Origin of the sequence: Edaphobacter modestus, assembly GCF_004217555.1 — a bacterium.
Lineage (GTDB): Bacteria > Acidobacteriota > Terriglobia > Terriglobales > Acidobacteriaceae > Edaphobacter > Edaphobacter modestus.
The window spans coordinates 792502-819071 of the sequence record NZ_SHKW01000001.1 but is presented as its reverse complement, the minus strand read 5'-3'; the positions used below and the strand labels follow the sequence as shown (position 1 = coordinate 819071).

At 54.4% G+C, this 26570-nt stretch carries 22 protein-coding genes and 2 pseudogenes; 19 read left to right on the top strand and 5 right to left on the bottom strand.

Annotated elements, in window-relative coordinates; all coding sequences use genetic code 11:
- Positions 1-490: 490 nt before the first annotated feature.
- Complete coding sequence (locus BDD14_RS03405; RefSeq protein ID WP_130417571.1) at positions 491-1807, bottom strand: carboxypeptidase-like regulatory domain-containing protein; 1317 nt, start codon at positions 1805-1807, stop codon at positions 491-493.
- A gap of 194 nt (positions 1808-2001) precedes the next feature.
- On the opposite strand from BDD14_RS03405, the gene BDD14_RS03400 reads away from it, so the two are divergent.
- The 4 genes from BDD14_RS03400 to BDD14_RS03385 all read left to right on the top strand — a co-directional run bounded on the left by BDD14_RS03400 (position 2002) and on the right by BDD14_RS03385 (position 8269).
- Positions 2002-2979 (top strand): DUF8189 domain-containing protein, encoded by a 978-nt coding sequence (locus tag BDD14_RS03400; protein ID WP_130417570.1) that lies wholly within the window; start codon positions 2002-2004, stop codon positions 2977-2979.
- Between the two features lie 305 nt (positions 2980-3284).
- Complete coding sequence (locus BDD14_RS03395; RefSeq protein ID WP_130417569.1) at positions 3285-4262, top strand: DUF8189 domain-containing protein; 978 nt, start codon at positions 3285-3287, stop codon at positions 4260-4262.
- Positions 4263-4641: 379 nt separating this feature from the next.
- Entirely contained in the window at positions 4642-5631 is a 990-nt protein-coding gene (locus BDD14_RS03390; protein ID WP_130417568.1) for a DUF8189 domain-containing protein, read from the top strand.
- Positions 5632-6994: 1363 nt separating this feature from the next.
- Positions 6995-8269 carry a glycosyltransferase gene (locus tag BDD14_RS03385; protein WP_130417567.1) on the top strand — a complete coding sequence of 425 codons (1275 nt, stop codon included), beginning with the start codon at positions 6995-6997 and terminating at the stop codon, positions 8267-8269.
- A 260-nt stretch (positions 8270-8529) separates the two neighbouring features.
- Here the strand turns inward: BDD14_RS03385 and BDD14_RS03380 are convergent.
- Positions 8530-9048: pseudogene (locus BDD14_RS03380) on the bottom strand (IS66 family transposase); the annotation flags it as partial.
- A 113-nt stretch (positions 9049-9161) separates the two neighbouring features.
- Here BDD14_RS03380 and BDD14_RS03375 point away from each other — a divergent pair.
- Positions 9162-9449, top strand: a complete 288-nt coding sequence (locus BDD14_RS03375; protein WP_130417565.1) for a hypothetical protein — start codon at positions 9162-9164, stop codon at positions 9447-9449.
- 155 nt (positions 9450-9604) lie between these two features.
- Here the strand turns inward: BDD14_RS03375 and BDD14_RS03370 are convergent, their stop codons facing one another.
- Positions 9605-11548, bottom strand: coding sequence for a potassium transporter Kup (locus BDD14_RS03370; protein ID WP_130417564.1), 1944 nt, complete (start codon positions 11546-11548; stop codon positions 9605-9607).
- Positions 11549-11694: 146 nt separating this feature from the next.
- Positions 11695-11938: pseudogene (locus tag BDD14_RS34285) on the bottom strand (transposase); the annotation flags it as partial.
- Positions 11939-12782: 844 nt separating this feature from the next.
- On the opposite strand from BDD14_RS34285, the gene BDD14_RS03360 reads away from it, so the two are divergent.
- On the top strand, positions 12783-14003 hold the full coding sequence (locus tag BDD14_RS03360; protein ID WP_165419908.1) for a tyrosine-type recombinase/integrase: 1221 nt from the start codon (positions 12783-12785) through the stop codon (positions 14001-14003).
- Here BDD14_RS03360 and BDD14_RS34280 read toward each other — a convergent pair whose 3' ends face one another.
- Entirely contained in the window at positions 14004-14216 is a 213-nt protein-coding gene (locus tag BDD14_RS34280; RefSeq protein WP_130417561.1) for a helix-turn-helix domain-containing protein, read from the bottom strand.
- A 1787-nt stretch (positions 14217-16003) separates the two neighbouring features.
- Here BDD14_RS34280 and BDD14_RS03350 point away from each other — a divergent pair.
- The 13 genes from BDD14_RS03350 (at position 16004) to BDD14_RS03295 (ending at position 26567) form a co-directional block, all read left to right on the top strand.
- Complete coding sequence (locus tag BDD14_RS03350) at positions 16004-16801, top strand: phage antirepressor KilAC domain-containing protein (protein ID WP_130417560.1); 798 nt, start codon at positions 16004-16006, stop codon at positions 16799-16801.
- 959 nt (positions 16802-17760) lie between these two features.
- Complete coding sequence (locus BDD14_RS31600; RefSeq protein WP_165419907.1) at positions 17761-17937, top strand: hypothetical protein; 177 nt, start codon at positions 17761-17763, stop codon at positions 17935-17937.
- Positions 17938-18071: 134 nt separating this feature from the next.
- A complete protein-coding gene (locus BDD14_RS03345; RefSeq protein WP_130417559.1) occupies positions 18072-18473 on the top strand; it encodes a hypothetical protein in 402 nt (133 codons plus the stop codon).
- A gap of 5 nt (positions 18474-18478) precedes the next feature.
- Positions 18479-19690, top strand: coding sequence for a phage major capsid protein (locus BDD14_RS03340; protein WP_130417558.1), 1212 nt, complete (start codon positions 18479-18481; stop codon positions 19688-19690).
- Between the two features lie 239 nt (positions 19691-19929).
- Positions 19930-20610: a head-tail connector protein gene (locus BDD14_RS03335; RefSeq protein WP_130417557.1), complete on the top strand. Its 681-nt coding sequence runs from the start codon at positions 19930-19932 to the stop codon at positions 20608-20610.
- A complete protein-coding gene (locus BDD14_RS03330; RefSeq protein ID WP_130417556.1) occupies positions 20610-20960 on the top strand; it encodes a phage head closure protein in 351 nt (116 codons plus the stop codon). Before BDD14_RS03335 ends, BDD14_RS03330 begins: the two co-directional genes overlap by 1 nt.
- On the top strand, positions 20957-21337 hold the full coding sequence (locus BDD14_RS03325; RefSeq protein WP_130417555.1) for a DUF3168 domain-containing protein: 381 nt from the start codon (positions 20957-20959) through the stop codon (positions 21335-21337). The genes BDD14_RS03330 and BDD14_RS03325 overlap by 4 nt, the downstream gene beginning before the upstream one ends.
- A gap of 3 nt (positions 21338-21340) precedes the next feature.
- On the top strand, positions 21341-21829 hold the full coding sequence (locus tag BDD14_RS31595; RefSeq protein WP_165419905.1) for a hypothetical protein: 489 nt from the start codon (positions 21341-21343) through the stop codon (positions 21827-21829).
- 66 nt (positions 21830-21895) lie between these two features.
- Complete coding sequence (locus tag BDD14_RS03315; protein ID WP_130417553.1) at positions 21896-22291, top strand: hypothetical protein; 396 nt, start codon at positions 21896-21898, stop codon at positions 22289-22291.
- Positions 22292-22648: 357 nt separating this feature from the next.
- Positions 22649-23158 carry an HK97-gp10 family putative phage morphogenesis protein gene (locus BDD14_RS03310; protein ID WP_130417552.1) on the top strand — a complete coding sequence of 170 codons (510 nt, stop codon included), beginning with the start codon at positions 22649-22651 and terminating at the stop codon, positions 23156-23158.
- Positions 23155-25365: a phage tail tape measure C-terminal domain-containing protein gene (locus tag BDD14_RS03305; RefSeq protein ID WP_130417551.1), complete on the top strand. Its 2211-nt coding sequence runs from the start codon at positions 23155-23157 to the stop codon at positions 25363-25365. The genes BDD14_RS03310 and BDD14_RS03305 overlap by 4 nt, the downstream gene beginning before the upstream one ends.
- A 3-nt stretch (positions 25366-25368) precedes the next feature.
- On the top strand, positions 25369-26010 hold the full coding sequence (locus tag BDD14_RS03300; RefSeq protein WP_130417550.1) for a hypothetical protein: 642 nt from the start codon (positions 25369-25371) through the stop codon (positions 26008-26010).
- Positions 26010-26567 carry a hypothetical protein gene (locus BDD14_RS03295; protein ID WP_130417549.1) on the top strand — a complete coding sequence of 186 codons (558 nt, stop codon included), beginning with the start codon at positions 26010-26012 and terminating at the stop codon, positions 26565-26567. The genes BDD14_RS03300 and BDD14_RS03295 overlap by 1 nt, the downstream gene beginning before the upstream one ends.
- The last annotated feature ends 3 nt before the right edge of the window (positions 26568-26570 follow it).

The following is a 26570-nucleotide window of genomic DNA, read 5'->3' as shown; positions in this document are numbered from 1 at the left end:
GAATGTCTCTATGCGCGCCGGATAGAAATGTCAGTATAGATCCTTCTGATGACTCGCGGGCGCCGCGGCGAGTTCTGTTTCGTAGTCTGGTCCATAGAGTTGGCGCGGGCGCTTCTTGTATCCGATTTTGTCACTATTAGTCATGATCTCAGGCAATCGCTTGATATCCTGGTGCGCCTTCACAGTAGCGAGTGCATGTCTCAACCGCTTGTTTTCGACGATGGCCGTGTGACTGACGCGCTGGTCTTTGCTGAAGACGCGATACGGAAACCCATCATGGGTTTTGCCCAGAGTAAGCGCATGGTCTGGACCGTTCTCATGAGTGTGTCGGTGTTGGGGTCTTTGGAACAATTGGACAGAAAGTCCGGTTAGTAATTTTGTGCCTTAGCGGAGGGGAGGATTCGATACACGGTTGTTTCGCCGACTCCCAGTTGTGCAGCGATAGCGGCTCGGGATTCTCTGACTCCCCGGACCTTGTCTGGCCAGTTCGTCAACGTTCCTTTTCGATAGGTGAAAGTTCAATCGCACTACCGATGCCGTCTTGGTCCACCCAAACCTCAGTGCTGTCACTGTTGTATTTTCTCAAGACGAGGGGATTTCGATATTCGATCGTATTGACCCCAGGCCATGAAAACAAGCGATACTCACCACGCTTGACCCCAGCAAACGAGAAATTCCTCTGCTTATCCGTTGTCACTTTGTAAATCTCACCCGAATCTTCAGCTTGTGCAATCACCTCGGCACTTACAGCAGATCCCTCCCATTCCTTCACAGAACCACGAATCGGTATGCTCGGCCACTTGACTTCCAGTTCTAAATTCAGTGTGCCTTGCCCCGGTGCAACTGAGAATCTCGAACCGCCGACGCTTTTCCCCCCCACAGAAACCGCATCCACGTAAACCTGTTGACCAAGCGGAAAGCTCAAGATGTACTCTCCCGCAGGTACCGAACCAAAATTGAACGCTCCATCTTTCACCGCTGTATTGCGATTGCGGGTCGAATCGTCCGTACTCGTGAGCAATAGTTGCGATATGGTTACACCCAATGGAAGAGTAGGGAGTTGACCGCTTATCTCCACATTGGGCGTAGGTGAGAGGAGGAGATTATCCACCGGCGTAGCGTCCACCACAAACGGCAGCGTCGTATGTCGCTCTCCCTGGCTTACGAACCAATTCGCTGTCAGTTGATAATGGCCTGCAGGAACATTCGATATGACGAACCGGCCTGTATTGCTGTCGTATTGGGGGTTGATACCTATATTCAGAGTCAGGCCCCCCGACTCTGCTTTCAGTATTAAAAATGCACCCGGCCCATGATCGGTGAGCGTGCCTGTGACTTCAACCCCTGGCGAATCGGCGACGCGTACTTCAGCCCATCCAACTTCGTTGCTTCGCAAAGAGATCGGTGTTGCTTGTTCGAGATCCGTTACACCGGGATAGAAGATTGTTTTTGGGATCGTTCCCGCTGCGGCATCTTGTGCCTTCTGTGTCTGTTTTCCCCACCGCCGCAGAGACAGAACCTGAACAATGAATTTTCCTGCTTGAAGTTTCGGACACTCGAACCCGCCTTGCTGATCCGTATTTGTCACGCACATCGGATACAGATAAGCAAACCCCTCACGTATAACGATCTGGAATATCCGAACCTGTGCGGAATAGGGGCTACCGGAGACGTCCACGACCCTGCCGGATATCGAAGCTTGGTCCTCAGGTACCTTCTGAGCGGCAGCTCCCAGAGCCGAAGCGAGACTCATCAACAGAATGCATACTTTCTTTATGGCCGACATTCCCACGCTTAAGTTTCGCATGTACCGTCTCATCTGCGGGGAAGCCGTTCGAGATGAGGCCGAAGGTTCTGGTGCAATAGAAACATCCTTGTCCGGGCAGCCCGTAGGGCAGGCCTTTATCAAAACCTTAGGTGGACTGTTCTATTGTCAACTAAGTGGTTTTCTCGAAGAGAAGTAAAAGCCCACTTAGATACAAGCTTTTTCCTTGGAGATATATGAAGTTGGGTCAATATTTAAAATTTTCCGCCGCCGTAATCCTCACGGCCCTTGCGGTTGTAGCAACGGCCACACAGTCGTTCGCCCAACTGCCGGGCGAGGCGTCATCCTTTAATGCAGAAGTTGTGGGCGGCACCCTCCTTTTGCAAGGCACCTACAGCGAAGCCAGAAACGGTGGAGGTCTGCTTTCAGTGTGGAGGGGAGCGACTAACAATCAAGTGTGGATGTCGCTCAATAACGGCCGCCCCTTCACGATTGGTGGGACAGTGACCTTTCAGAGCCCGACGGTGGCTCCTTGGGGGGAGGACGGCTTCATGGTCTTCCATACCGGAGATAACGGTGAGATCTGGTACACACCGGTCTTCGGTGACGGCGCCAATTCGGGCACATGGACCGCCGTTCCGGGCAACTTCACGAATCTGCCCGTGTCCGTCGCGCAGATGGGCCCCAATTCAAACAACCTGTACCTGGTGTACCGCGGGTTGGGGAACGACCTGCGGGTGTGGGGCACTTGGTATAACTTTACTACCAACACTTGGGCCAAAGCCGAAAACATCAGCGGTGGATCGGCGAATAATGCACCCGGCGTTTCGATGAATAATGCCACGAATCAACTTACTGTCACAGTGCAAGGTACGGACAATCAGCTCTGGATGACCCACCAAACGCTCGGCGCCTCTGGTTGGAACAGCTGGCTTCCCAAGGGCGCCTTCACCGAAAACACGCCCCATTCCGCCGCTTGCGCCAATGGGAACATGGTGGTCAGTATTCTAAACGGCAACGGTAACCCCGAGTTCGCGAAATTCGATGGCTTCGGGAGCCAGCAGAGTGGCTGGAGCGTGGACACCCTTCTGAGCACTTCCTCGCCGGTTCAACTCACAGCGAACGGGAACACCCTGTACTCACTCATGAGTCGTACTTTCGATGGGGGCACCCAACAACAGGGCTTTTGGCAGCAGATCTACGACTGTCAATAGTCCAGATGTATCTGTGCTGTGGCAGGAGGGCAGCGGAGTGACGACGGGGTCACTCCGCCTAGCCTGTACTTCGTTTGTACTTGAAGTATCTGCCTTCCAGACTTTAGGACTTTGCTGAGCCAAGAACTTCGCTCTCCCCTGCATGGCCAGGGTTCGATGCTTCTATTGATCCGTTCCGTCAAACAAAGCCCGGTAGCGCTGGGGCTTTATAAAAATACGCCGGATTGCCCAACTCTAGGTCAAGTGGTCTTCTCGAAGAGAAGTCAAAAGCCCACTTAGATACAAACTTTTTATCCATTGGAGATATGAAGCTGCGTCAATATTTGAATAAGTTGTCTGTAGTCGTATTCCTTACGGCCCTCGTGGTTGTGGCAACGGCTACACAGGGGTTCGCCCAAATAGTGGTGGGCACCGCGGACGCGTGGACTGGTGAACAGGTGGGCGGCGCGATCCCCCTCAAGTTGCAAGGCCTCTACAGCGAAGCCAGAAATGCTGGACATCTGCTTTCGGTGTGGAGGGGAGAGACGAACAATCAAGTGTGGATGTCGCTCGATAACCACACCCCCTTCACGATTGGTGGGACAGTGACCTTTCAGAGCCCGACGGTGGCTCCCTTTGGGAACGACAGCTTCATGGTCTTCCATACCGGGGATAACGGTGACATCTGGTACACACAGGTCTTCGGTGACGGCCACAATTCGGGCGCATGGACCGCCGTTCCGGGCAACTTCACGAATCTGCCCGTGTCCGTCGCGCAGATGGGCCCCAATTCAAACAACCTATACCTGGTGTACCGCGGGTTGGGGAACGACCTGCGGGTGTGGGGCACCTGGTTTGACGGCCAAACCGGTAGCTGGGCCAATGCCGAAAACATCAGCGGGGGATCGGCGAATAATGCACCCGGCGTTTCGATGAATAATGCCACGAATCAACTTACTGTCACGGTGCAAGGTACGGACAATCAGCTGTGGATGACCCACCAAACGCTCGGCGCCTCTGGTTGGAACAGCTGGCTTCCCAAGGGCGAGTTTACCGGAAACACGCCCCATTCCGCCGCTTGCGCCAATGGGAACATGGTGGTCAGTGTTGTAACCGGCAATGGTAACCCCGCGTTTGCGAAATTCGATGGCTTCGGGAACCAGCAGAGTGGCTGGGTCGCGGAGACCGATCACCCATTTAATTTTGTCTCAGGGATTCAACTCACAGCGAACGGGAACAACGTATATGCACTCGCCAATCTTGCTAACGGAGGCAACTGGAGGCTGATATACGCCTGTAACTAGGTCCAGGTGTATCCGTGCTGTGGCAGGCGGGCAGCGGAGGATGACGGTGGTCACTCCGCTTCCCCCAACCGCCGCAGGGGTAAAATCCGCCCTCTGAGGCCTTCCCCGGAAGTTCCGATCCAGTCCACACTTGGCCTGTACTTCGTTTCGACTTGAAGTATCTGCCTTCCAGACTTTAGGACTTTGCTGAGCCAAGAACTCCGTTCTCCCCTGCATGGCCAGGGCTCGATGCTTCTATTTGATCCGTTCCGTCAAACCAAGCCCGGTAGCGCAGGGGCTTTATAAAAAAATACGCTGGATTGCCCAACTCTAGGTCAAGTGGTTTTCTCGAAGAGAAGTAAAAGCCCACTCAGATGCAAACTTTTTCCATTGGAGATATATGAAGCTGCGTCAATGTTTTAATATCAGTTTGAAGTCGTCTACCGTCGTATTCCTCATGGCCCTCGCGGTTGTGGCAACGGCCACACCGGGGTTCGCCCAAATACTGGTGGGCCAGACGGGGCAGGGGGGGGCATATACTCCCGAAAGTGTGAATGGGAATCTCTTTTTGCAAGGCGTCTACAGCGAAGCCAGAAACGCTGGACATCTGCTTTCGGTGTGGAGGGGAGCGACGAACAATCAAGTGTGGATGTCGCTCGATAACCGCACCCCCTTCACGATTGGTGGGACAGTGACCTTTCAGAGCCCGACGGTAGCTCCCTTTGGGTCCGACAGCTTCATGGTCTTCCATACCGGGGATAACGGTGACATCTGGTACACACAGGTCTTCGGTGACGGCCACAATTCGGGAACATGGACCGCCGTTCCGGGCAATTTCACGAATCTGCCCGTGTCCGTCGCGCAGATGGGCACAAATTCAAACAACCTGTACCTGGTGTACCGCGGGTTGGGGAACGACCTGCGGGTGTGGGGCACCTGGTTTGACGGCCAAACCGGTAGCTGGGCCAATGCCGACAACATCAGCGGTGGATTGGCGAATAATGCACCCGGCGTTTCGATGAATAATGCCACGAATCAACTTACTGTCACGGCGCAAGGTACGGACAATCAGCTCTGGATGACCCACCAAACGCTCGGCGCCTCTGCTTGGAACGGCTGGGCTCGCATGGGGGGCTTCACCGAAAACACGCCCCATTCCGCCGCTTGCGCCAATGGAAACATGGTGGTCAGTATTCAAGACGGCAACGGTAACCCCGGGTTCGCGAAATTCGATGGCTTCGGGAACCAGCAGAGTGCCTGGTTCGTGGACTCCGAGTTCCCAATTACATTTGCCTCACCGGTCCAACTCACAGCGAATGGGAACAACGTATATGCACTTGCCAATATTGAGGGCAAAGGCGAGTGGAGGCTGGTATACCCCTGTAACTAGGTCCAGGGGTATCCGTGCTGTGGTGGGCGGGAGGCGGAGTGACGACTGGTGGTCACTCCGCCTGACCTACCGACTGCGGGAGGACCCGGTTGCCCAGAGCATTGGGCATCCGGGTTCTCCGGGCCGGGTGAACTTCGCGCGATCCGGTCGATGGCCTCGTGGGGGTCTAAGCCCAAACCAGCGAAATTGATCCAACTGCGATGTTGACCGTCACTCCGTACTATCGTTTGTGGAGCTTTGATAAAGTGACGGACAATGTGGCTAGTTTTCGGCTTCTTTCGATTCTTCATTGAGATGTCACACAAACGACCGTCCATGTGACGCGTTGTTGCACCCGAAGATTTGCTAGTTTTCAGTCGCCGGATAAATTCCGCTGGTTCGGGCTTAAAACCCCTGTAGCGAATCCTCCCCTCCGCTAAGGCACAGAATCACTAACCGGACTTTCGTGAGCGCTATGCGAACAGCATCCTGCGAAGCGGGTACTGGGCGACTTAACGATGCTCACGAGAGGAAGGTGTGACGATTTAGAAATATTCCGGCGCATCGCGGAATAAACCAGTTGTGACGGTGTTCTGGTTTCAAGAGGCCAGCCGCGTTCTCCACTCAAACGCTTGCTGGCCGGACGGTGTAACCATGTTTTTTGACGTATTACTCGATATACTTCTCACGCCAGCTCCGCAGAGTCTAAGAAATATCAACCCCTCTCGAGTCATCGGGAATGGTCGAAAAACAGCCGGCAGGACTCTGTCTATTTATGCCATGCGATTGGGGATGATCGCATTGGCCCTCGCCGTTGCGTCTATGGCGCAAGACTGTATCGCCCAATCGGCGAAAGAGTCGATCGATGTACCTCCTCACTCCAGACTTCTGCTACGGGCCGTTGGAAGTGGAGATCAAGTTTACGGCTGCGTCAATGGCAGTTGGGCATTGAAGGCCCCGGATGTCAAGCTCCTCAATCAGGAGGGATCTGTCATTGCAGGTCCGACGTGGCAGCTCAATGATGGATTAGGGACGGTACGATTTATCCAGCGTACCGGTACGCACGGGGGAAATGCGCCTGGCGGTAGCTGAATCAGATTTCGAAAACACGTCGAAGCTATCTATTTGCGCCGGGAATAAAAACAGTGACAGGCATCCCGCGGATCAAGACTCAAAAACGTTTCATCTTCGCAGAGGAGTTTATTCGCGAGCGCAATGGACCGAAGGCTATTCCCATGACAAATGACTCTCCCAATGTGAATAGGACTCGGATATGAGTCAGTTGTTGTTTGTTTCCCTCTCGTCGTCCGGGCCCGCTTGTATTGCTGACTCTGCGTCTCTAGAAACCTGCTTCAATTTCTCCCACTAACCGACGAAAGGCTTTATGAAAATTCTTATTGCTTCTACACCGGCGCCCGGACACCTCAATCCACTTCTGTCCATCGCCTCGCTATTAGTGGAGTCCGGCCACGAGGTCGCCATGCAGGTCAACGAAGACCTGCGTCCCGCTGTCGAGGGCGCCGGTCATCGCTTCCTATTAGAGATTCCCAACGCTCAAACCTCAGCAGGCTATTACTTCGACAACTACCCCGAGCGTATGCAGAAGTCGCCCGGTATAGAGATGACCGGTTACGATCTCGTCCACTTCTTTGCCCGCAACATCGCCGCCCAGTCCGCCAGCCTCAAGATGGCCCTTTACGACTTCCAAGCCGATCTCATCCTTGCTGACTCTATCTACTGGGGCACGCTCCCCATGCTCATCGGCCCTCGCGACAAGCGCCCTGCCATCGCGCACCTCGGCGTCTCCGTCGTCAATATCGGCAGCGGGAAGAACATTCCGATGCGCCCCGACGAGACTGCGGAACAACGCGAAGCAGAGCTGCAACTCCGCGAGCACTTCATGCTTCAGCCCGCGCAACAGGCCGTCAACGCTGCCCTCGCCAGCCTTGGTTACCCCGCGCTTCCATGTCCCATCCTCGAAGCCATGACCGAGTTACCCGACCTCTACCTGCACCCCGGCATCGAGAGCTTCGAGTATCCGGACTCCAACTCGAAGGTACGATACATCGGTGCTCTGCCCACGCCAGCTGGCCAGCCCAAGCTGCCCGATTGGTGGCAGCAGATCGACCCCACCAAGCGCCTCGTCCTGGTGACGCAGGGCACCATTGCCAACCGCGACTTAAGCCAGGTCATCGCCCCCGTGCTCGTCGCGCTCGGTGGCAGGGAAGACGTGACCATCATCGTTACCACCGGCGGGCAGCCAGTCGATTCCATTCCTGTTGCCATCCCCTCCAACGCCCGCATCGCCTCATTCCTGCCCTACGCGCGGATCATGCCGGAGATCGACCTCCTCATCACCAATGGTGGCTACGGCACCGTAAACATGGCGATCTCCCACGGCATTCCGATCATCTCCGCCGGTCTTACCGAAGATAAGGAAGAGGTCTCTGCTCACGTCCAGTGGTCCGGCGCAGGAATCGATCTGCGCGCCAACCAGGCGACCCCTGAGGCCATCAAGCACGCCGTCGACGAGATCTTCACGCAGCCTGGTTACCGTGAGCGCGCCCAGCAGCTCTCGCTCGAGTTCGCCAGTTACGACCTCGAAGCCGAACTGCTCAGCCTCATCGAGGGGTGCGTCCCTGACACCGTCAGCGCGTAGTCCACGCCAGACCTGCCTCGTCGCTGCACACCTCCCCGTGCAGCGGCGAGGCTGTATCTCTCGCCTCAAACCTGGAAAAGGAAAGCATCATGTCTTCGACCTCCCATGAACTTCAGCCTCTCGCACTCCAGTCCAGCGATCTTCTCCGTCCGCTCGGCGCTTTTGAATAGCTCTTCGGACTTTCCGTCCAATTGCTCCAAAGACCCCGTGTTCGCATGAGTGTCTGTATAGGTGTCCACCTAATTTAGGTGGACACCTATTTATGCTTGAGGCGTGATCGTAGGCGTGTTGATGGTGACGTTCCATGGCAACAACTCAGCGATCCGTGTGATGGGATGGTCGGCGATGTGTTCGAGCACGTGGTAGAGATAGATCTCCGGATCGAGGCCGTTGAGCTTGGCTGAGCCGAGCAGCGAGTAGATGGCGGCGGCGCGTTCTCCCCCGGCGTTGGATCCGGCGAAAAGATAGTTCTTGCGTCCCAAGGCGACGACGCGCAACGCGCGTTCGGCGGCGTTGTTGTCGATCTCGAGTTGGCCATCGTCGACGTAGCGTGTGAGGGCCCGCCAGCGCGAGAGGGCGTAGCGGATCGCCGCAGCCGTGTCGGACTTGCGGGAGAGCTTCGCGAGGCTGACTTCGAGCCAGGTGTGCAGGCTGTCGAGCAGTGGTCTTGCCCGAGCCTGTCGGATGGTCATCCGGACCTCCGGCGTGCTGCAGCGGATCTTGGCTTCGATGGCGTATAGGGCGGCGATGCGCTCGATCGCTTCCCCAGTTGTCGGCGAGGGTCGGTCGTAACTGCATGGTCCTCTTCTTTTAGCATCGTGGTGAGGCTACAGACCATCACCTCCAGGCATCTCAGTTTTTGGGCTTCTATCCAGATCTGGGGTACAAACGCATGGACCGCAGAACCCTTATTGCCCTCTCTAGCGCTGGCGTCATGGCTGGCGCTTCGTCGCTAAGGCCATCTCGTAAAGCCTATGCACAGGCAGCAGATCCTTACGGGGCCTCGACCGCAGCGCACGCAATCGCAACCGGAAATGCGTTCTACAGCTCCGCAATTGCGAACGACTGGTATACCATTCAAAACACGCTCTCTAGCGTACTGGCTGACCGGCAAGGCAACAACCGGGATGCTGAAGTTTCACCAGCAGCAAACTACGTCTCTCCGTCCCAGGTGCATTAGTGGAGCTTTAGACCAGCAGGAATTTTAAACCAGATCCGGATATATCAACCCGCGATGCAGCCTTCAGACATTGCGGCGGCATTGGCATTTGTCGATAACAACCGGATTGTCTTCGAGCTACAAGTTTCAAAAACTTGCTTCGGCGGGCCCAAGCTTCACAAATAGATCTGTGTGCCGATCTCGACTACCTGTTGCATCGGCATTCCGTAGCGCCGCTCTTCATGAGCCGCATTGCGGTTGAGATAGGAGAAGATCGCTTCGGGCACTCGATGAACGCCGCCTTTCTTCGCGATGATCGTTTCGTGTCCGATGTAGTACGTCGCGTCCTCAAACTTGAAGGGGATTTGCCCCGTGTGAGTCAGATTTTGCAGCACCGGGAGGAGCAGCGGGTTCTCCATGTAGCCGAACGAAACGAAGAGCTTATAGAAGCCTTCTCCAAGTACTTCGACCATGAACCGCGAGTCCTCTGGCACTACCGGCAATGTCTCTTTTTTGACGGTGAGCAAGACGACTGTTTCGTGCAGTGCACGACTGCGCTCGATGTGATGCATCAGGACTGGAGGGACGTGATCGGCGTCGGGGGCAAGGAACACGGCGCTGCCCGGTACCCGCAAAGACAGGAACCGATGAATGAGGGGCTTGGCGTTCTCGAAGGTCGAGTACCGTTGCGAGTATTGGTCCATCAGAGCGGTTCGGCCGCGGCTCCAGATCAGCATAGCCGCAATCAGCGTAGCGCCGATCAGCATAGGAACATATCCGCCATCAAAGAATTTGAAGAGGTTCGCGACCAGAAACGGAATGTCGAAACTCAAGAAAATCGCGAGAATCGCGCCGGATTTCCACGCGCTCCACCGCCACGTGTACCGTGCAACGATGTAATAGAGAACCGACGTGATGGCCATCGTCCCGGTGACGGCGATTCCGTAGGCGGCTGCCAGTTTGACCGACTCACGAAACGTCAGCACGAGCAGGATGCACCCAATGGCCAGCAGCCAGTTGACCTCGGGAACGTAGATCTGGCCCTCGGTGTCAAACGCAGTGTGCTTGACGGTGACTCGCGGAAGGTAACCCAGCAGCATCGCTTGCCGGGTCAGGGAGAAAGCCCCCGAGATGAGCGCCTGCGAAGCAATCACGGTTGCCGCGCTGGACAGCAGAACCAGTAAATAAGTCGGAAGACCTGCCGGCACCATTGCGAAAAAGGGATTCTCGATCGCTTTCGGGTTGGCGAGGAGAAGTGCGCCCTGTCCGAGATAGCCCAATACCAGGGAGGGCAAGACAAAAGCTGTCCATGACAGGCGAATCGGCCGGATCCCGAAGTGTCCCATGTCCGCGTACAGGGCCTCTCCGCCGGTCACCACTAATACGACGGAGCCGAGGATCAGGGCGCCGCGGAGTCCATGACGGTGAAAGAATGCCAGCCCATGGTGTGGCGAGAGGGCAGCGAGGATTTCCGGATGGCGGCTGATGTGAAATATTCCGAGGCTGGCCAATGTCGCAAACCAAATCACCATGATGGGACCGAAGAGTTTGCCGATGTCACCCGTGCCGCGCCGTTGAATCGAAAACAGAGCGACGAGAATGGCGCAAGTTAAGGGCACGACGATCGGCGAAAGCCGCGGGCTTGCGATTGCGAGGCCCTCAACTGCACTGAGAACTGAAATCGCCGGTGTGATCACGCCATCGCCATACAAAAGCGCAGCGCCGATCACCGCCAGCAGGGCCATCCCGGTTACTCTGCCGTTGCGCGCAGCCGTTGCGCGAAATCGCTCCGGAACAATGGCCAGCAATGCAAAGATCCCGCCCTCGCCCTGGTTTTCGGCACGCATTACGAAGATCAGATACTTGACCGTGACCACCATGACGAGCGCCCAGAACATCAATGAAAGAATCCCAAACAGATCCTCTACCCCCGCCTTGGCCCCCCCGGCAGTGGTCATGCACTCTTTCAGCGTGTAGAGCGGGCTGGTTCCGATGTCGCCGAAAACCACGCCAAGGGCTCCTAAGGCCAGAGCGGCGGAGGTTGCCTTGTGGCCAGCTTCGGCAGTGTGAGTTGTTGCGGACTTTGCAGGTGTTGCTGGCGGGGTGCTATGTGAGGGCATCAGTCTTCTTAGGATAGCAGGCGACGATCAGACTGCCGGCTAATCCTGGGTTTCATCCCTGTAGCTTTTTTCCGAGTAAGGCTTCGGCATGATGATGACGCCGCCCTTTCAAGGCGATGTCATTCGAACGCGTGGTCTGCAAGTTCGTTACCGCGCAGGATGATCTGCATCTTGGGCCAGCGCACCCGGATCTGAGTTACGACCCTCTGCATTCTTCCGGGCTGCCGGCGCTGGCGTCGATATTGGAGCTGCGCAAGCGCGCGCACAGCAGGTGATCGCCGCAGAAGATATCAGCAGAGGTAGCAGTGGTGGCCGTAGTACTGAATGAAGCGCCCTTCCTGCTTGCCGCAGAGCGGCATGTCGGTGTGCGTCCAGATCCAGAATGATTTGCGACGGAGCCTTCTCCTGCGACTCCCAGAAACACATCCACCAACAGTTGGTCGGTGACATCATCCACGCCCGTCGCCATCGTCAATGAGAACGACACTTTTAACTCCGGCTGGTCGGTAAACCGCACCTTACTTTCCAGCGACCTGACTCCGGCAACGTCCTGATCGAACCGCGTCTGCGCCACCGCACGCCTTCAGCGGTAGATGTGGGCTACCTCATGCGCGACCAAATGCTCGGCGGTCATTGCCCTGTCACCCTTGACGAGCAGGGAAGTCCCGCTTAGGGCGGCGTCGAGTGGTTGTCCGGGTTCGTTTGCACCAAAAATCAGGCTCCGCGATCGGCGTGATTCTCCAGGGCCATCAGGTCGTCCAGGCGTCCTCGTCGCAAGCAATGACGAGGTCCACTTGGCCGGTACCTGGAACTTAGTCAGCTCGTGGCGCAGAGAGTTACCAGGGTTGAGGCAGACCTAGGGGATGGGAGCAGGGTTGGGCAGTTGACCCGAAGCAGGGAACAGAGGAGCAGAAGGGCAGCAGAAAACTGACCGTTAGACCTGCTCTGAAACTTCGACTTACATGGGGATTTCCGTGATATTGCAAATCCGCATGATATCAATTTTGGCCGCTTTACAGCTAAAAGGGCGGAATAGCCGTACTCCACGGAAAAGATGGAATACAGCTAAGCCTTTGTTCTTTATGTATTTATCTGATTTTAGAGGGTTTGCGTGATGTCATGGCGGAGAGACAGGGATTATCGTCATATAGTCTAAAGCTCCAATAAATACAGTGTATTTAGCCGCATGTTACGACCGTGGTACGATTCTCCCATAGGAGGAACACCACGGTCAATGGCAAATAAGGCAGTCACGCTGCACCGTAGAGTAAAAACCCCGGATGGATGGAAACGCTACCCGGCAGCGATGAGCCCGAACGGTAGGGTAAAGCCCAACACCGTCAAGGTTGGCGACATCGAAGTCTCATATCCAGTCGGCTCCTACGAGCTGCGAAGCTTTGAGGGAAAGAAGACGGTCTGGAAGAGAATTGAAGGCGGACCGTCCGAAGCCTTGGCTGCACTTAAGCTGGCGCAACAGAGATCGGCTGCGGTCGCTCAAGCAAAGGAAGCGGGAGTCCAGGTAGTCATTGATCAGACTCGGAGGACGATACGCTCCGAGGTATCCGAGTTCGTCCAGGCGGCGAAGGATCGTGGATCCCTCGAGGCTGCTGAGTTGTATGGGCGGTCAATGGAAGAGTTCACGAACGCTGTCACAAAGACATACCTCGACGAACTTGATCACTCTGACACTGTGAAGTTTCACGCATCAATGCGAAGATCCGGACGCTCGGCTCGGACTATCTCCAACAGGCATGGCCATTACCGCGCATTCCTCAAATTTGCGAAGTTCACCGCGGAGGAAATAAAGGACCTTGCCGGTCAAAAACCGCGATACGAGAAGACCTTACCGGAGGTCTATGAACCCGATCAGCTAACTAAGTTCTTCGCGTCCCTCACAGAGGAGTACGACCAGCTGCTATTCGACGTCCTGCTGCAGACTGGCTTACGAGAACAGGAAGCTTCGCACGTCGAGTGGATCGACATCAGTGTTGCGCATTCAACATTGATGGTCAGGTCAAAACCGCGGTGGTCGTTCGCAGTTAAGGACGCCGAAGAGAGGGAGATTCCGATCTCGAAACAGCTACTCGATAGGCTCACTCATTACCGGCAGAGCAGGCAAGCGACCCACCCTAAGCACACTCTCATCTTTGGCCGAAAGAACGGAGCCGATAACATCCCGGACGGTCACCTCCTGCGCAAATTGAAGTTTCTAGCACGTGACGCTGGACTCAATTGTGGAGAGTGCGCCACATGCCGAAACCAAAAGGTCTGTGAGCGTTGGTTCCTCCACAAATTCCGCGCCAGTTTCATAACCAAATTACTCAGAAACGGAATGGATCTGAGAACCGTGATGAAGTTATCGGGTCACAGCGACATCGAGAGTGTCATGCGGTACCTGCGGCCGGCAGAGGGCAAAGAGGTCCAGGATCGAGTGAACGCGATCGCGTGGCGTTAATCACGCGGCATGCTCCTCGATCCATAAGGAGATCTTTTTGGGATCGAATCTTATCGATGAACCGATTCTGACAACCGGGATGGTACCGGCCTTAGCTCTGCTATAAAGCGTCTTGACGCTCAAAGATAAGAGATCAGCTAGCTCGTTCGGCGTGAGCAGCCGCGGCCAGGTAGTAAGCCTTGATACTGTCAGTTCTTCTTTCGAGATGGTCATTCATAAGTGCTCGGGTGATGCCGGGTCGGTTATGGGTGTAGTTTCCGTGCCCTTATTTCTTTCCTGTCTACATGCTACTTCGAATATTTCTGTGGAAATCTAGTTCCTAACTGCCGAGCAGAAATAACCGCGCAGATCTCTCAAGATCGCTCATAGGTGTGCCTGGTGAGACTTTGTTTGTCTTCACGACCACAACGGTTTTGAGCAGATCCTCATTCGTCTTTAGCGCCGTAGACTTCATCTTTTTCTTCATGTCAGCGTGTCGTTTTGACTCCTTTGCTATGTGACCTTGGATGTTGATCCATGAAAGTGGCATCTCCATCTTCTTCCTCTGTTTCCGATGCTTGCTGTTCATCAGTGTTTCCTCAAATCAAATCAATCTAAAATTGTCCTATTTTCCAGCTTGCTGGAAAATAAGCCCCGCAGGGAATGTCATTGAAACCGCGGTACTAATTTGTAGCCAAATAAGCTATTCATTCCGGTTTTGAGCTAAAAAAAGGTCCCTATGATGCCGCGGTTCAGGATGCTTAGGATTGCCTAGCTCATTTGTTGACGGCTCAACCTTTCTCCTAGAGCCGGAGGGGCTTCTTTTGTCAGGCGAGCTGCCAAAAGGGGACATTCTTATTCTGTTTCTATTTTTGATTTCATAAGCTCAACTTTCAATCTTCGAACTGCAATCAGCTTTCAATCTGCTTTCCTCAGTCACCAGTTAAATAAGATAGATTTTGTCTGTCCTTTGCTCGAAAACTCAAGCAAAAAACAACAAATTCATGCAAACAAGATAAGAAAACTCCTGTCCGGTAGAGGTTGAGCGAGCGCTTGTGATTCTGACCGCTGATGCCTTCCGGAATCTTCCCCGTCGTGCCTCTGAGCTGATTCCGCTCAAAGATCCCGCAAAAGTCTGCGAGTTACGCATCGTTGTTACGCGGCCATTACACTTTTACGAGTTGCTCGACTGCGGTGAACGTTTCACAACGTCATGGAAATTAGCGTTTATCGGGCTATTTCCAATCCAGCATGAATCTAGTTCATGCCCCGGCGTACTCGCCGATCTACATCCGCCTATTTGTCATGCTCGCGGGGCCTTTCGGCCCCTTGCCCGGTATCAACCGACCCGGACTCCTTCGCTCTTGTCATCACGACGATAGCTAAAGGTCGCGCTCCTTGTTTTCTCTTGTCATCGCGACAATAGGTTTAAAGGTGACGCTACTTGTTATGTTGGAATTTCCTAACTCCAACAAACCTCTTATCTCATAACTAAAAGGGGAGAGCAAGTTTAAATGCGTGTTGATATAGATGACCGCAATCTTATTGGCGATGTGAGTTATATATGTATTGTGCTACATAGCTAGCCATGTTAGTATAGAACTTGAGGTTGAGCTTCTCTCGTCATCCTAACTCCGACTTAAGTTCCCTCAGACAAGAGTCTCTCCTAACCGAGAGGCTTTTGTGTTTAAGCCCAAGAACCGCGGTATAGGACCATTTATAACTGGGCTGAAAAGTAAGCCGAGTAAAAACAATACAACTTAGTAATTTTAAGTGGACACGCGCCACAAGATTCGTATACCTGCAATTAGCAAAGGGGAGAAATGGGAGTAAGTACTTATGGTTGGACGTTGGAGCGATTTCAGATTTTATGACAAACAGATGCCGAGCACCAGAATGCAGGCTGCAATTTTCTTGAGCAACGCCCAGTTACATCTACAAAACACGACGGGCCCATTCAATACCGACGCAGGGATCATTTTGATGGACCTGATCAACGAGATCGCTCAAGGCGGTGGTAAGTGAGCGAGATAGTCAAGATTGGCAGCACGAGTGTATCCGTCCTCGAGATTAATGGGCAGCGCATGGTAACCCTCGCGATGATCGATGATGTGCATGGGCGTCCAGAAGGAACCGCAAAGCGCAACTTCATAGAGAACCGTTATCGGTTCATAGAAGGGGAGGACTACATCAACAGTACACGGAACGAAGTTCGTACCGTAGTCCCCGATGCCATTTCTCAGTTAGGGAACCCTAATGTAATCTTGCTCAGCGAGAGCGGTTACCTACTACTCGCAAAGAGCCTTAATGACGACCGGGCTTGGCAGGTACAGCGCCAGCTCGTGAATGTCTACTTCAAGGCGAAGTCGGATTTGCCTGTCCAGCCGGTTCTGCCGGACTTGAACGACTCCTCGGTTCTCCAGCAGTTGATCCTGAAGCAGTGCGAAAAGAATCTCTATCTCCAAGCAGAGGTGAAGAAGCTCGAAACCGCTGTGGTTCAGAAGGACGAGCAACTGCAGCTTGCCGCGCCGAAACTTGAGTTCATCAACAAGGTAACGGATTCAACGAACCTATTGAGCGTGGCTGAAGCTGCAAAGCTGCTTCGTTGGGGTCAGAAGAAGCTATTCGCGAAGCTTAGGGCGATGAAAATTCTTCAGTTCGACAATCAACCTTATCAACGATTTCTTGACGCAAATTATTTTCAAGTGAAGCTTGGAACGCGCCCCGGCTCCAACGGCGAGCCAATAACCTACTGGACCACGAAGGTGACAGGCAAAGGCCTTTGCTGGCTCCACAAGACACTTCAGGAGGCGCTGTGAAGCTCGGTCTGTGTGCGTCATGCAATAATCTCGTCTCGAACTACGAATCCATCCTCTGTAAGAGCTGCGTGGCCCGTCAAAAGCGCGCCGGCAGGGTCTGTAAGCGACAGGGCTGCTCTACGCGGCTCTCGACCCTAAACCGTGATAGTGAGTGTTACCGCCATGCAGACGACACGCGCATGAGGAAGGTTTTTGCCAGTGCGGTAACTAGGACTAAGAGCACCGCGCGCACAGTCAGTCCTAAATCTAAGAAGAAAAAACTTGTGTCTGTCTGATATATCAGCTTTGACTAGAAAGTAGGACCTAGAAGCATTAGGTCCTGCTTCTCAAAAAATATCTTGCATAGAGCTGTATCACGCGGTATAAGCCACATGTCCCCGATGATATTGGTTCCTAGCGCCAATAGGCTAGGTCTAACAGCAGTAACCCCGGCCCCCGGAGTCTCTATTGTCCTCAAATTTTCGAGTATTGAACGTCACACGCGGATTTCACCTGAAATTTAAGCACGCCCTACGCGGCATAGATCAATGTTCTCTAGCTTGGGTTGACTACGGAGTTAGCGTCCGAGATCTATCGATTGCAGAATCGATCGATGCACGCAACGAGCAAGCGCGGCTTGCCGAACCCTTAGCTAGTTACGAGCTGCCCGGTATCACATTCAGGGCCCCTGCTAGCGCTGAGACTCACGTGAGTGAATATAAAGCACTGATCTGGGCAGCAGCTAAATTCGCTGCAAGTGGACCAACGCTCGAAACCGCATAACTTTCCCCCTCTGGTCCGTGGCCGTATCGTCCACTCCCTTCGATTGACCCGGACCGGACTCCTCCTCTCAAAACCGCAACGTCTCTGATCCCTAGACCCTGGTAGAAATTTACCGGGGTGGGTAGATCCCGAGGCAACCAAAGACATGCAGTAGCAGTAAGGCAGAAGGGCGGTGATCTGCTCTCTCGGAGTAATAGATGACGATCGACACAAGTAAGATCACCGCGAATTGGAAGACCACCACGCAGGGACTATTGAGCCTAGCAATTGCTCTAGTTACCGCCTATCTGGCTATTCCGGTTGGAGCTAAGACCGCGGTTATCGTCGTGGCACTCCTCAAGGCTGCTCTTGCCTTCGTCCAGAAGGATGCCTAATGATTTTGGAATTTAACCCCCTTAAATGGCTGGGCAAGAAAGAATCTATTCCCACACATCCTGCCGTGACAACTCCGGCAATTCAAGTAACACAAGACATTCCCACACCATCGGCAGCTGAGGAGACACCCGTCATGAGCAATGTTTTTGTAACGATCTTCAAATGGATCGAGAAGGAAGAGAAGGTCGTCTACGCTGACATCCTCAAGTATGCGCCACCTGTCGCCAAGCTTGCAGAGATGCTGTTTCCCGCCCAGGCAGCGGCGATTGCGGCCGGAACCTCGGCTGCTCTCGATGTAACGACCCTGATTCAGAATGCAGTCCTCATGGTTGAGCAGAAGTATGCAGCGTCTGGCGCTGCGTCAGGTACCGGCGTGCTGAAGGCGGCTGAAGTCCTCAGTCTAGCCGGATCGGCAGTGACATCTCTTCTATCGCAGCTTGGCATCACGGCTACCTCCGATTACATCAATAGCCTGATCACGGCTGTTGTTGGCATCTTGAACGTTCAGCCCTCGACGGCTCCGGTAAAGGCGTAATAAGAATGAGCTGGGATGCAATCGCAGCAATCGCGGCAGTTAACTTTGACACCGAGAAGCGGGCTCAGTTTGACGCAATGAACGCCGACGTCGCAATCCTCGATTCCGACATTCAGCGCCTCGAAGCGGTTGAGAAGTTTGAAGCCGAGCAGCGTAGCGCGCCGCGTCCAAACCGCGCACAGCCGGGTCAGGCCATCGAATCCACCCAGGTTGAAGAGCGTAGCGCGAAGGAAAAGCGTGCGTTCGCTCAGTACATCACTCGTGGTCACTCGGGTGTGGATGCCGAACTGCGTGAGTTTGTCCGTGAAAACCGCGACGTTACGACCGGAACGACTGGTGCTAACGGCGGAGCCCTGGTACCGCAGCTGTATCACGGAGTTCTCACTGAGGCCCTGAAGGCGTTCGGACCTGTTTCATTGCTTGTGGGACAGAAGCGCACGACTGGCGGGCAGCCGCTGAAGATTGCACTCAGCAACGATACGGGCAACAACCTGACTGTGTTGGGCGAGGCTACCGCAGTAACCGAAGTTGATCCGGCGTTCGCCTCGAAGATACTTTCCACAGACACGGTCACTACCGGCGTTATCAAGGTAAGCATCCAGGAGCTTCAGGATAGCTACTTCGACGTCGATAGCTGGGTTCGTCAGGCTTTCGGCCAGCGCTATGGCCGAGGGCTCGAGGCTATGATTACAAATGGCAACGGTTCCAACGTAGCCTCTCTGATCACCTCCGCGAATGCTGCTGTAACGGCTAAGGGAAACACTGCGGTCTCCGGTGCGAATGGCAGCAACAGCATCGATTATGACGATATTGTGGCCATGTATGGTGCGCTCGACCCTGCGTACATCAGCAATGCCACCTGGATGTTTAACAGCCAGACTCGCGCGTACCTGCTCGGTGTAAAGGATTCCTTCGGGCGTCCGCTCTACACCCCGTCGCCAAACTCGGGAGCATTCGATATGTTGCTCGGCCGTCCGGTTGTCCTCAATCAGGCGCTGCCCAACATCGCGGCTTCGGCTGTTGGCACGGTTCTCTTCGGAGCATTCGACGCCGGCTATCTTTTCAGGACTGACGGCGATTTGTCGATCCTTCGTTTGAACGAGCGCTATGCTGACACCCTCGAGGTCGGATTCATCGGCTATAGCCGCATCGGTGGTATCAGCACGGATGCCGGAACTCACCCGATCGTAGCGTTGTCGCAGGCTGCAGCGTCCTAACTAACCGGCCAAGGGCGAGCCGTAAATCGCCCCACCCTTTCCCCAATGCTGATTACCTTCATCCGCGACTTCTCCGATCCTGGCGTCCGTATATATCACGCTGATTGCACTGCGGAGATGAATGATTCGCGTGCGCAGACTTTGATCCATCACGGAATTGCCAAACCTACCGTAGTTTTGCCAAAAGAAACCGCAGTCAAGCCAACAAGCAGAAGAGAACGACGAGGTAGACGCTAGAGATGCTTTCATTCAAGGTCACAGTACCACCGGTAGCCGAGCCCGTAACACTGGACCAGGCGAAGGCACATCTCCGTGTGGACTTTGACACCGATGATTTGCTGATTATGGGCCTCATCGGCGCGGCTCGCGAGTTCTGTGAGGTCTATAGTCGGCGCGCATTCTTTGAGCAGACGATCGTTCTTAGCTTGGATGCATTTCCACTATTTACGTACAACAACGGCACCATTCCACCGGCTCAAATGCATGGCTGGCCTTACTATTCGGCATATTGGGACCCTTTGTGCATCCGTTTACCACGGCCAGGAACCGTTAGCGTCGAATCGATCGCATACCGGGACCTTACGAACACGGTGCAGACGCTCGATCCATCCACCTATTACGTCGACCTGACCTCAGAACCGGCCAGGATCGTTCCCATGCCTTCTCTGACGTGGCCTACAACCCAACTTTATCTCCCCGGATCTGTGCAGGTCACCTACACCGCAGGATCATACGGCGATGGAGTGGCTACCAACAATTGTCCGCGCGCTGTCATGGCGGCAATGCTTCTCATGGTCGGTCACCTCTATGAACATCGTGAAACCGTCAGCGAACTCAGCCTGAAGGAGATTCCTCTCGGTATCAAGAGCCTGTTAGACACCGTAAAATTCGACAGTTTTACCTTCGCCGGTGGTTACTGATGCTAGCGGGTAAATTGAACAGACGGATATCCGTCCAAGCACCCTCAACCGATCAGGATGCATTTGGTCAGCCCTTACAGACCTGGAATACGGTCTACGAGTGCTGGGCCTCAATCGACGTGCAGAACTCGCAGCTGGTCTACGCAACCGCAGAGTTCGTCTCGAAGGTCACGCACCGTTTGGAGATGCGCTGGACGCCATCTGTAGCGATCGCACCTAATCAGCGTGTCGTCTACACCGAACCGACCACGAATATCACTCACGTCTATGAGATCCAGGCTGTGGTTAACACCAAACAAGCGAATAAGGAACTTGTCCTTTTCGTCTACGAGCTGAACGGAGCCGAATGATCGAACAAGTCTTTGCCGCGGCTCTCTCCAGCAATCCGGCGATCCAGGCTATCTGCGGGACTCGCGTATATCCTCTGGTCGTTCCGACTGACTCACCGATGCCAGCGATCACCTATCGGTTTGTCGGTGGTAGCTCGAAGGCAACCGTAGACACATATGGCACACAGCGTAGCCGAGTGGAGGTGAGCTGCTGGGGTAATTCGTACGGCGATGCGGTCACACTGCGCACAGCGGTGATCGGCGCGCTCAGTCAATACAGCCAGAACGGAGTATTCATCAGCTTCCTTCAGACCATCGACGACTTTGATCATGAAGTGTTGCAGTACCCGGCCAGTGCCGAGTTTTACATTTTTTCCAATTTCAGTAAGGAGCAATAATCCATGGCAGTCACTCCCTTTGTCCCTGTTCCCAGTAAGGCAGTCGTACTCGGCGCCGGCACTACCCTCAGCATCCTCGGTCCCACCGGTGTCACCCCCGCGGCAACGCCCACTCACATCGGCGAGCTGAACGATTTCAAGTTTGACGGCTGGAAGACTTCGACGACCAATAACACGAACTTTGACTCGGGCCAAATCACCCAGAAGCTGGGTACGCTGTTCGACTACGGTACGCTGTCTGGCACCTACAACAACATCGCAAACGACCCGGGTCAGGTTGCGCTGCTCGCGGCCGCAAAGTCCGGAGTCGCTTACGACTTCGTTCTGCAGTTGCCCGTCAATGCTCTCGCGGGTCAGACCACGCAGGGGAACAGCTACGCTATCTCGGCGATTGTGACTGAGGCTGGTGGGTTCGACATCTCGCAGACCAAGGTGTCGCAGTGCTCCTTCACCCTTGACATCAACAGCGTAACCGTCACCGCGGGTAGCTAATCGACATAGGAGACGAACTGACCGTCCACTCCATTAACAAAAGGGCGGTTCAAACCGGAGAATTCGTTGAAAAAGACCAAAGTAGCAGTAGCCGGTGTTCCCGGTATCGACCCTACTCTTCCGCAAATTGAAATCAAGCTCGGAGGAGAGACATATTTCATGTGCTTCACCTTCGGCGCAATGGCCATCGCAAAGGCTCGTCTACGCGTGGCAGGTATCGAATGCAACCTGCTTCAGTCTCTTGATCTACGGAACCTGGACGCAGACCAGATAGTGCCATTGCTATACGCGGCGCTTATTATGCACCAACCAGATATCACACCGCTTGAGGTAGCTGGCCTCGTTACCATCCCTAACCTCGGAAACATCTTTGACGGCATCCTGAAGGCCTATTCTGCCTCTCTTGCCGATCCGTCGGATGAGGATAAGCAGGAAAAAGCAAACCCCAAGCAGCCGGAGTAGCCCCGGCCGATAAATGGCTGCATTTCTGGTCAGTAGCACGCTACGATCTCGGACTCACCGCGGAAGAGTTTTATGCTCTAACACCCCGGCAATTCGATGCATTGCTGAAACGCCACAAGTACAAAACCGAGTCGAATGAGTTACTGCTTGGCCAGCTCACATCGTGGGTTGCGAACACAGGTTTCAGAGCGACTAAGGAACCGACGACACCATACGACTTCATGCCCTCACAGTGGCGGCGCAGAGCACGTAAATCTACGCCGAACAAGCCAGTACGCATGACGAAAAAGAAGCGCATAGATCTCGCTCTGAAGCTAGACGCGATCCTTGGCGCAATGGCGAGAGGACAAGCACCGAATGCCTGACGGAATAAGCATCGACATCAAAGGTCTGTCCGAAACGAAGGCCATGCTCGAGAATCTCAGCACGAAGGCGGCCGATGCGGCTATCCGGACGGCACTCCGTGCGGGTGCTGCCATAGAAGTCGCTGCGATTGAAGAACGAGCACCGGTGAATGAGACTGGCGGCGGCACTCTGCCACCAGGGGCATTGGCCAACGATATTAGCGTGACGATGACCCGTAGTGATCAGGGCAACATCGCAGCCATCGTAGGACCCGGAAAGCTGACGCGCCACGCGGCAAATTGGGTCGAATATGGCCACCGGATGGTAACGGGCGGTAGATCCACGGTTATCAAGTCAGGCCGCAATGCCGGTAAGACAAAAGGACCGGGGAGCGCGGTCGGCGATGTCGATCCTCATCCCTTCATCCGTCCCGCGTTCGAAGCCACAGCCGAACAAGTAGCACAAACCATCGCGGACACACTGGCCGAGGAAGTCACCGCGGCCGCGAAGAAAGGAAAATGATGCCAGCTGGAAATGTTCAAGTCGTTCTAAGCGTCGACAAGGCTACATATAGCCAAGCGATGACTGAGGCGCAGCGCCAATTGGACAGCTTCGCGGGTAAGGCCCGTACTGCCGGCCATTCAACGGTCAGCTCCATGCAGGCGGCCAGCGCTTCGATCCGACTACTAGAAAATCCGATGAGCGCAAACATCCGTGCCATCGAGCGGCTTATATCGCAGTCGCAGGTCCTATCTGGAGTGCTGAAGGCAGCATTTCCGGTTGTGGGTGCAGTCATGCTGGGGGAGATGTTTCTCAAGTTGGGTACAGAAGTAGCTGAGTTCGTCAAGAAAGCCAACGATATGCCTAAGGCTATCGGGCAAGGATTCAACTCTCTCCATCTCTCTTCTCAGGCTGCAACTGACGCTCTCAAGCTGACCAACGACCAATTACAGAACCACATCGACAAGCTCCAGGGGAAGACTCAAAATAATCTCGCGATCCAACTCGACGAGACGCGCATAAAGGCTGACGAATTAGCCAAGTCCCTCGAGCAGGATGCGAACAAAGTTAAGGAGCTGCTGTCTCAGAACAAATTAACCGGATTGGCAGGGCTACTCACCGGACAGGCCGGAACCGGCTCCGTGTCGGGATCAGTCAGCTACGGCATGAACGAGATTCAGCATCTTGCATACCTGAATCGGCAAGCTGTAGGCACCCCCGGTGCCGCGCAAGCGCAGAAGAACCTTGCTGACAAGCAGGAGTACTACCGAAAATACGCTCAGAACCAACTCTTCATCCGTAATCATCCTGAGTATGCGACCGACGAAAGCACTCAGGACATGGCTGGCGATCAGACAGCCAACAAAGCAATTCTTACCGGCTTCTTGGATGTGCTGAATGATCAGCAGGCTTCTCAGGCCGAGAAGAACCGGAATGCAGCACTCGTACCGAAGAATCAGCAAGCTGAAGTCAACAGCGCAGCAGCCAAAAAGCAAGCTGATGAATTTCGCAAGCAACTTGAGATTGATCAGGAACTCTGGAATAAAGCTCAGGAGTTGGAGCGCAACATGGCCCAATTCTCGACTCAGTACTTAGACGAGTTCTATAAGACCAATGGGTTGTCGACCGCTGACAATACCAGCCTGACCGCGGCAGGTAAAGCGTCAAACGAGCGTATCCAGGCACTACGTGAAGCCATCGACCTGCAAAAGCAGTTCTCGGATGCGCAGGCCGAGTCGTCGATCCAGATGCAAGCTGCTACCGGCAATATGACGAAGCTGGATGCTGCTCAGGCGATGGTGAACCTGCACACGTCGCAATACAACGATGCGATCGCGCAACTTCAGGCTCAGCGGCAGGGAATCACCACCGATAAACGCTACGGCGACAACGACGAGGCGCGGCAGGCTGCCCTACAGCGCAATCAGAACCAGATGGATAGCTTGAATGCGAGCCGGACGATTCAGGTTGCGCAGGACAACGTACAGGCAAACCCTCAAGCATCGTCGGCTCTGGTGGGCGCGAAGGACGCTCTGGATGATTTTGTGCTCGCTTCGAAAGATGCTGCCAGTCAGATGAGGAACATCACCGAAAGTATTCTCGGTGGGCTCAACCAACAGCTCGTTGCCGGTCTGTCTGGGCAGCGCACAAACTTCGGCAACTTCGGTGCCGGTGTGTTCCGGTCTGTTGCGGGTGCTGGACTCACACACTTGGAAGGTTCTGCTCTCGGTGCTCTCGGCTTCGGCTCATCGGCCAAGCTCGGAACACAAGAGAACCCGATGTATGTGCGAATCGCTGATAAGGTATCGGGCGCTGTATCGGCTGCGGGTGGCATGCTAGGAAAGCTCTTCGGTGGTTCCTCGTCCAGCTCCGGTAGTAATGACCAGGGGGGCGGCGGTATGGACACCATATCGTCCGTTCTGACGGACACGATTCCCTTTCTAGCATCTGGTGGGCCTATCAACGGACCCGCGATCGTAGGTGAGGCAGGACCGGAGTTATTTAACCCCGGCACGAGCGGAACGATAATCCCGAATCATAAGCTGTCATCGGTACTTCCTACATCCGCTGGCCATACCTTCAATATTGACGCGCGCGGTGCGACAGATCCCGCACAGGTACAGGTAGCCGTGAACCGTGCTATCCAGCAGGCCGCTCCTCAAATCATGGCCGGTTCAGTGCATGCCATGAATGAACGCACCAAACGACGACCTTCTACTGTTCGATAAACCATGCCCATCTCAATCATAAGTTTGAACGGAAACACCGTAGAGGTGGTCAGCCTGCCCCTGACACCTGGTCTCCAGTCTATCGATTGGTCTGCCACTACAGCAGTCGCTACGGTCACGAGCGTTTTCACTGGTCAGGTTCAGGTCCAGCGCTGGCCTGGGGCCGATATGTGGTCTGGTACCTGCACGCTTCCACCGATGACACGAGCGCAGGCAGCACCGTGGCGAGCCGCGCTGCAACAACTGCAGGGTATGCAGAACGCCTTTCAGATTGGTGACCCTCTAATACCGACGCCTCAAGGAAACCCACAGGGCGCTCCCGCGGTCGACTCTTCTACTCCGGTTTCAGCCGGTTCTACCTCTCTACCGACACTAGGATGGGTGCCATCGCAGATCAATCTTCTGCTACCCGGAGACATTATCCAGGTGGGATTCAGGATGCATACAGTTCTAGATCCAGTGAACAGCGATGCGAATGGCAAAGCCGTTATCAACGTATGGCCTTCACTTCGCGAGGTTCCGGGTGGTGCCATTACTACCAGTAATGCACTCGGTCTATTCCGACTCGCTAAAAACACCGTCACGTGGAGTACGGATTACACAAAGTTGACACACCTGTCATTTTCCATAACGGAGTACCGCTAATGCCTCGTCAGATCGATCCATCAATGTATTCGGCTTTGCAGACTGGAACCATCATCCCGTTCTTCATTGCTGAACTAGCATTCAAGACGAGCGTTCAGCGTGTCTGGTCTGGTGTAGGCAACCTCACGGTAGATGGACAACTCTTCGTGGGAGTCGGTTCCTTCGCACAGGTCGGAACGATTCAGGAAGGGACCAACGTCGAAGCATACGGCACGACGCTAACGCTATCCGGTATCGACCCCGTTTTATTGGAGGAGTCACTCGTTGACGTGCAACCGGGCGCACAAGCTATTATCTGGTTCGGTCTGATGAATCAGGCAGGAAATGTAATTGGAACACCCTATCAGATCTTCAGCGGGACGATGGATCAGCCGTCAGTGAGTGTCGGTCCTGATTCGATCACGATCACTCTGGCTCTCGAGAACCGCATGATCGATCTCTCCCGCGCCAGCAACCGACGTTATACGTCCGCCGATCAACGGATTCAATACCCAACGGATTCAGGATTTTCCTGGGTAGAAGTCCTCAACGATCAAGCGTTGATCTGGGGGTCTTGACCT

Bases quoted from the DNA above. Each gene is read 5' to 3' on its own strand.
- BDD14_RS03405 (WP_130417571.1), bottom strand. From the start codon at position 1,807: ATGCGAAACTTAAGCGTGGGAATGTCGGCCATAAAGAAAGTATGCATT.
- BDD14_RS03400 (WP_130417570.1), top strand. From the start codon at position 2,002: ATGAAGTTGGGTCAATATTTAAAATTTTCCGCCGCCGTAATCCTCACG.
- BDD14_RS03395 (WP_130417569.1), top strand. From the start codon at position 3,285: ATGAAGCTGCGTCAATATTTGAATAAGTTGTCTGTAGTCGTATTCCTT.
- BDD14_RS03390 (WP_130417568.1), top strand. From the start codon at position 4,642: ATGAAGCTGCGTCAATGTTTTAATATCAGTTTGAAGTCGTCTACCGTC.
- BDD14_RS03385 (WP_130417567.1), top strand. From the start codon at position 6,995: ATGAAAATTCTTATTGCTTCTACACCGGCGCCCGGACACCTCAATCCA.
- BDD14_RS03375 (WP_130417565.1), top strand. From the start codon at position 9,162: ATGGACCGCAGAACCCTTATTGCCCTCTCTAGCGCTGGCGTCATGGCT.
- BDD14_RS03370 (WP_130417564.1), bottom strand. From the start codon at position 11,548: ATGCCCTCACATAGCACCCCGCCAGCAACACCTGCAAAGTCCGCAACA.
- BDD14_RS03360 (WP_165419908.1), top strand. From the start codon at position 12,783: ATGGCAAATAAGGCAGTCACGCTGCACCGTAGAGTAAAAACCCCGGAT.
- BDD14_RS34280 (WP_130417561.1), bottom strand. From the start codon at position 14,216: ATGACCATCTCGAAAGAAGAACTGACAGTATCAAGGCTTACTACCTGG.
- BDD14_RS31600 (WP_165419907.1), top strand. From the start codon at position 17,761: ATGACGATCGACACAAGTAAGATCACCGCGAATTGGAAGACCACCACG.
- BDD14_RS03345 (WP_130417559.1), top strand. From the start codon at position 18,072: ATGAGCAATGTTTTTGTAACGATCTTCAAATGGATCGAGAAGGAAGAG.
- BDD14_RS03340 (WP_130417558.1), top strand. From the start codon at position 18,479: ATGAGCTGGGATGCAATCGCAGCAATCGCGGCAGTTAACTTTGACACC.
- BDD14_RS03335 (WP_130417557.1), top strand. From the start codon at position 19,930: ATGCTTTCATTCAAGGTCACAGTACCACCGGTAGCCGAGCCCGTAACA.
- BDD14_RS03330 (WP_130417556.1), top strand. From the start codon at position 20,610: ATGCTAGCGGGTAAATTGAACAGACGGATATCCGTCCAAGCACCCTCA.
- BDD14_RS03325 (WP_130417555.1), top strand. From the start codon at position 20,957: ATGATCGAACAAGTCTTTGCCGCGGCTCTCTCCAGCAATCCGGCGATC.
- BDD14_RS31595 (WP_165419905.1), top strand. From the start codon at position 21,341: ATGGCAGTCACTCCCTTTGTCCCTGTTCCCAGTAAGGCAGTCGTACTC.
- BDD14_RS03310 (WP_130417552.1), top strand. From the start codon at position 22,649: ATGCCTGACGGAATAAGCATCGACATCAAAGGTCTGTCCGAAACGAAG.
- BDD14_RS03305 (WP_130417551.1), top strand. From the start codon at position 23,155: ATGATGCCAGCTGGAAATGTTCAAGTCGTTCTAAGCGTCGACAAGGCT.
- BDD14_RS03300 (WP_130417550.1), top strand. From the start codon at position 25,369: ATGCCCATCTCAATCATAAGTTTGAACGGAAACACCGTAGAGGTGGTC.
- BDD14_RS03295 (WP_130417549.1), top strand. From the start codon at position 26,010: ATGCCTCGTCAGATCGATCCATCAATGTATTCGGCTTTGCAGACTGGA.